Raw genomic sequence first — 4940 nt, 5'->3', positions numbered from 1 at the left:
GCGCGTCTGCTCGGCAAGCAGGATCTGGGGATAGGGATCGCGCCGATAGATGAACTCGAATGTGCCTGCCGCCGGGGCGGTGGAGCCCCCGACGTAGTTCACGCGGAACCGCATGCCTTCGGGCGAGAGCCACTCGCGGACCCCGGTGATCGCGTGCGTGTTCACCAGCCGGCCGGTACGGAAGCTGATGCTGCGCCCCCCGAGCGTGACCTGCTGGCCGGCGAACTGGGCGGCGTCGGTGACCCAGGTGCCTTGCACGCTGGCCGGTAGCCGATTGACCGGAGCGGGCCGGAGCACGAGCACGATCCCCGCTACCAACAGCACGCCGGCCACGAGCGCAGAGACTGGCCAGCGGGACCGCTCGACCGGCGCCTGCGCCGTACGGTGGGGCGCCGCGGGGAACAGGATCACGCGCGACCGGGCGCGCCGCCCGCTGGGCGTGGGCGGCCGGTCCCAGGCCGGCGCCACCGTCTCCGCGGCCGCCTCGATCAGGCGGTGCACGTCGTCGTCGTCGCTTCGCAGATGCTTTGTCCAGCGCGACTGCAGCAGTTGCCGCATACGCCCCGCTCCGCAATTGAACCCGCCGTGGGAATGCCAGCGCCCTCACCGCTCCGGCCCGTCGTCCGGCGCAACCGGACGCCCCCGAATGGTGCATCCCCGGTAGGCAGGATCAATGTTCAGGTTCGTGGCGGGGGCAGTTAGAACGACCGAACCATAGAGGCGCTGAGCCGCGCCAGACCCGGCTCCCGCCCGGCGGGCCGTGCCCCGGGTAAGCCTCCGGAGCCGACGTCGGCTGGCCGGGCAGCCGGGGCCGGAAAAACTCGCGGTTGCAGGATGGATTAGAAAATTCTAACTTTGACGCTCGACTCGCACCCAGGGCGGGTCGTGGCCAGCAACAAAATGGCTTAGATTCGACTGGGTCTGCTCCCCCGGTTCCCCCCAACCGACCGAACCGTCGCTCTCATGACACCCGTGACCGCAACCAAGAAACGCACCAGCCCCGCCCGCGCTCGGCCCGATTCGGAAGTCATTTCCAAGGCGCGCCTCGCGGACGAAATCAGACAGGTGATCGGCGAGAAGGGCCTGTCTCAGACCGCGGCGGCCGCCGTCGCGCGCGAAGCCCAGTCACAGATGTCGCTCGTCATGAGCGGCCATCTACAGGGCTTCTCGGCGAACCGGTTGATCCGCATGCTCCTCCGGCTGGGCCGGGACGTCGAGATCATCATTCGACGCCCCACGCGCACGCCCCGTGGAGGACGCGTGAAGATCACCGTTCCCAAGCCCGAGGGACGCGCTGGGACTCGCGGTCGCTGAACTCGGGACTGACGTCCAGTAGCTGCTCGGCGCGAGAAAGGCGTAGCCCTTTCCCTTGACCGTACGGAGTGCGTGGGCGAGTCCCAGCTTGGCGAGCTTCCGCCGCAAGTACAGCACGTACACACCGACGATGCCGGAAGCGCCCAGTTGATCGTGGCTCTTCCCCCACACGCGCTCCAGGATCTCTTCTCTGGAGAGCAGGGTATCGGCGTTGTCCACGAGGCAGCGGAACACCTCGAACTCGCGTGATGTGAGCGTGATGCGCCGCCCGTTTGCCGCAACGGTCCGGCGGATGTCGTCGTACTCCACGGTTTCGGAGCCGAGCGGCATCGGGAGGGCGCGTGGGGATACGCGTCGCAGTTGCCGTCGAAGCCGCACCACAAGTTCCGACGAACGGTTGTCGCCGCACACGAAGTCGTCCACGCCCACGGCGAGGAGGCTGGTGAGCACCGACCCGTTCGCGCCCGACGTGACCACGATCTGCGGCACCGCCTCCCAGCGGTCGCGCAGGCGGTGCAGCACCTCGATGTGATCGGCCGTGACTGGCGGCGCAACGTCCACCACCACCGCATCGGGCGGCAACGCGCCCAAGCGCCAGAGCCCGGAGGCCGTGGCTTTCCAGGCCAGGGTGACCGTGGGCAATCCGTACCGCTCCAGCAGGCGCTGTATGGCAGACACCCGCGCGCGAACACGGCCGATCACGAGTACCGTGGGCGCCGGGGGGGCGTTCTGGCGGGGCGTCGAACGTTGCTTCATGGGGTAAGTTCCGCGGCTCTGCGCGCACCCGGGGGAACCTGGGGTGCTGCCCGCAGGGCCGACGCGACGAGAATCTACCGCGGGAACCACCCAGGAGGGTTACACAGGGAGCAACGCACCCATGCATTGGGCGGCCCGCTCGCAACCGCCGACCAACTCCGGGAACCCCCGAGGGGGTCAGTTGCTGGGTGCGTCGGCGGGTCTGGCCGAGGTTTCTTTCATACGATTGGAGAATTCCCCCAGCACGTACGACAAGCCGCCGCGGCGGCGCACATCGCTGGCCCGCTGGCCGGTGTACCGCTTCATCGTGTTGCGGAGCGCGGTATCGGAGGGAAATTCCAGGTCCATGGCCACCGCTTCCACCGTGCTCGCCGTGGTCGCCAGCATGTGCGCCGCCAGCAGCAGGCGACACCAGGTGAGCAACTCCGCGGGCGCGGGTGCGCCCGCCCGCCGGCAGTGGTTGAACAGGGTCTTGCGGTGCACGCCCAGCATGGCGGCCATCGCCGCCACGCTCCGCGCATGGTCGGGATGGGCCACGCCGTACTCCGCCAGGGGATGCAGCGATTCGGGGATTCGCGGCCGCAGCGCGGCCAGCACCGCCTCGACCGCGCAGGCGCGCTGGGCCGACGCCAGCACCGTACGCACCGCGGCCCCGGCGTCGTCCACCCCCACGAACAGGAATTCGTGCACGCCCGCCGCGGCCAGGGCCCGGATGTCCCGCGAGTGTTCGATGCCCGTGCGGCAATAGGCGATGACCGGCACGTTGGGGGCCACGGTAGCCAGGTCGCGCACCACGGGGCCGGCCGTGGCGCCGGTGGCGTCCCGCGGCGCCACGAACACCGCTGCGATCGGCCCCCGGTGCCGGCGCACCGTGCTGCGCAGCTCGGCCATCGACTCCGCCCACTGCACGCGGGCGCGTCCCCGGAGCGCGCCCGCGATGCGAGCCCGCTCGGTGCGGCCCGGCACATAGCCCACGACCAGTGGGACCGTCGAAGATGGCATGGTGGCCTGGATCGAAACCCGTTGGAGCGTCCGCCGCGTGGCGCCGCGCCTCCCGCCCCCCTGCCCGGCCGCATGGGGGCGGTGCGCGCTTTCACAACTCCTCAACTTGCCGATCCGACGGAGACTTGCACAAGCCCGCCATGCGCCGCCGCATCCATATACCGGTACTTGCAAACCGCCGAGGCGTGACGGCGGCTCCGGAGGACGCTACCGCCGATACAACACGTGCGGCTCGCCGGCGTGCAGGAAGTCACGCTCGTACGCCATCCCGGCCTTCTCCATCACGTGCCGCGACCCGCGATTGGTGGGGAGCGTGACGGCCACCACCGAGGCGAGCCCGAGATCGCGGTGGCCAACGGCCACGCACGCGTTGGCGATCTCGGTGGCGAGCCCCTGCCCCCACCAGTCCGCGTACAGCGCGTAGCCGATCTCCACCTCGTCTACGCCGTCCACGTCCAGGTGGCGGACGCAGGCGCGGCCCACGATCGTCTCGCGGGACGCGTCGCGGACGATCCAGAGGCCGAACCCAAACCGCTCCCAGTGGGCGAGATTCCGATCCAGATACTCGCGTGTCTGGGCTTCGGTGCGGATGCCGCCGAGCGTGGCCATCACGCGCGGGTCCTCGTGCATCCGCCGGATCTCCGGCAGATGTTCGGCGGTGAGCCGCTCGGCGAACAGGCGCGGCGTGGCGAAGGTATCGAGATTCACGCGTGGGTGGGGTGAGGGTGGGCGAGCGCGGCGCCGCGATCATTCATAGAGGTCGGTGCTGAAGTACTTGAGTCCCGAGTCGGTGACGATCGTGACGACGGTGATCGGCGTCTTCGACGCCCGCGCGACGCGCAGCGCGGCGGCGACGTTGGCCCCCGACGTGTATCCGGCCAGAATCCCCTCGGTGCGCCCGAGCAAGCGCGCGGTGTGCATGGCCTCGCGATCGCCGATGCTCACGAACTCGTCCACCAGCGCCGGGTCGTAGAGCTGCGGCACCTCCATGTAGCCCACGCCCTGCAGCTTGTGGCGGCCGGGATGCTTGCGCTTGCCCGAGAGAATGGCGGCGTTGGTGGGCTCCACGGCCACGCACCGCACGGCCGGATTCTTCTTCTTGAGGTAGCGCGAGACGCCGGTGAACGAGCCGGAGGATCCCACCACGCTCACGAACGCGTCCACGTGCCCGCCGGTCTGCTTCCAGATCTCGGGGCCCGTGCCCGTCTCGTGCGCTTTGACGCTGCTCGGATTCTTGAACTGGTCGGCGCGGAAGGCTTTGAGCTTGCGGGTGAGCTGGTTGGTCACCTCCTCCACGCGCTTGAGGTCGGCGCCCGTGACCTGGCCCGGTTTGCCGGTGACCTGCGGCACGAGCACCACCCGCGCGCCGAGCGCGCGGATGGCCTTCTGCCGCTCCACCGTGTTCCCGGCCGACATCACGACCACGAGCTTGTAGCCTTTGATGAGCGACGCGAGCGCGAGCCCGGTGCCCATGTTGCCGCTCGTGCGTTCGATGATCGTGTCGCCGGGACGGATCAACCCCTGCCGTTCGGCGTCGACGATGATCTGCAGGGCCGGGCGGTCCTTGACGCTCAACCCGGGGTTGGCCGATTCCAATTTGGCGAGCACGCGGGACGGGCAGCCGGCGGCGAGACGGTCCAGCGCAACCAGCGGCGTCTGGCCAACGACGTCCAGGATGCTGCTGGACACGGAAGGAAAGCGCATGCGGCGGGGATCTCCGGAAGACCTGCGGAATAGACCATGGATGGCCCGCGCGCGCGGGCGCGGTATTATGGCCGCGAACCACGCGGCGCGCCATCGGCCCCGGTCGCCAGCGCCGCGGCGTTGTTGTGGGCGGCCCGCGCGAGTGCCATCATTCCGGCCATCAC

General features: G+C 69.7%; 5 protein-coding genes. All 5 read right to left on the bottom strand.

Annotated elements, in window-relative coordinates; translation table 11 throughout:
• The coding region (locus VNE60_06300) for a hypothetical protein (protein ID HVB31124.1) at positions 1-558 on the bottom strand (558 nt) is incomplete at its 3' end.
• A 597-nt stretch (positions 559-1155) separates the two neighbouring features.
• Complete coding sequence (locus VNE60_06295) at positions 1156-2070, bottom strand: DNA-binding response regulator (protein ID HVB31123.1); 915 nt, start codon at positions 2068-2070, stop codon at positions 1156-1158.
• A 177-nt stretch (positions 2071-2247) separates the two neighbouring features.
• Positions 2248-3072 (bottom strand): AraC family transcriptional regulator, encoded by an 825-nt coding sequence (locus VNE60_06290; protein ID HVB31122.1) that lies wholly within the window; start codon positions 3070-3072, stop codon positions 2248-2250.
• Between the two features lie 207 nt (positions 3073-3279).
• Positions 3280-3780 (bottom strand): GNAT family N-acetyltransferase, encoded by a 501-nt coding sequence (locus VNE60_06285; GenBank protein ID HVB31121.1) that lies wholly within the window; start codon positions 3778-3780, stop codon positions 3280-3282.
• 39 nt (positions 3781-3819) lie between these two features.
• Positions 3820-4776 (bottom strand): cysteine synthase family protein, encoded by a 957-nt coding sequence (locus VNE60_06280; protein HVB31120.1) that lies wholly within the window; start codon positions 4774-4776, stop codon positions 3820-3822.
• Positions 4777-4940: the final 164 nt, after the last annotated feature.

The sequence above is a fragment of the Gemmatimonadaceae bacterium genome (genome assembly GCA_035533755.1).
Lineage (GTDB): Bacteria > Gemmatimonadota > Gemmatimonadetes > Gemmatimonadales > Gemmatimonadaceae > JAGWRI01.
Note: the sequence above shows the minus strand (reverse complement) of the source record. Positions and strands in the feature narration are given on the sequence as shown.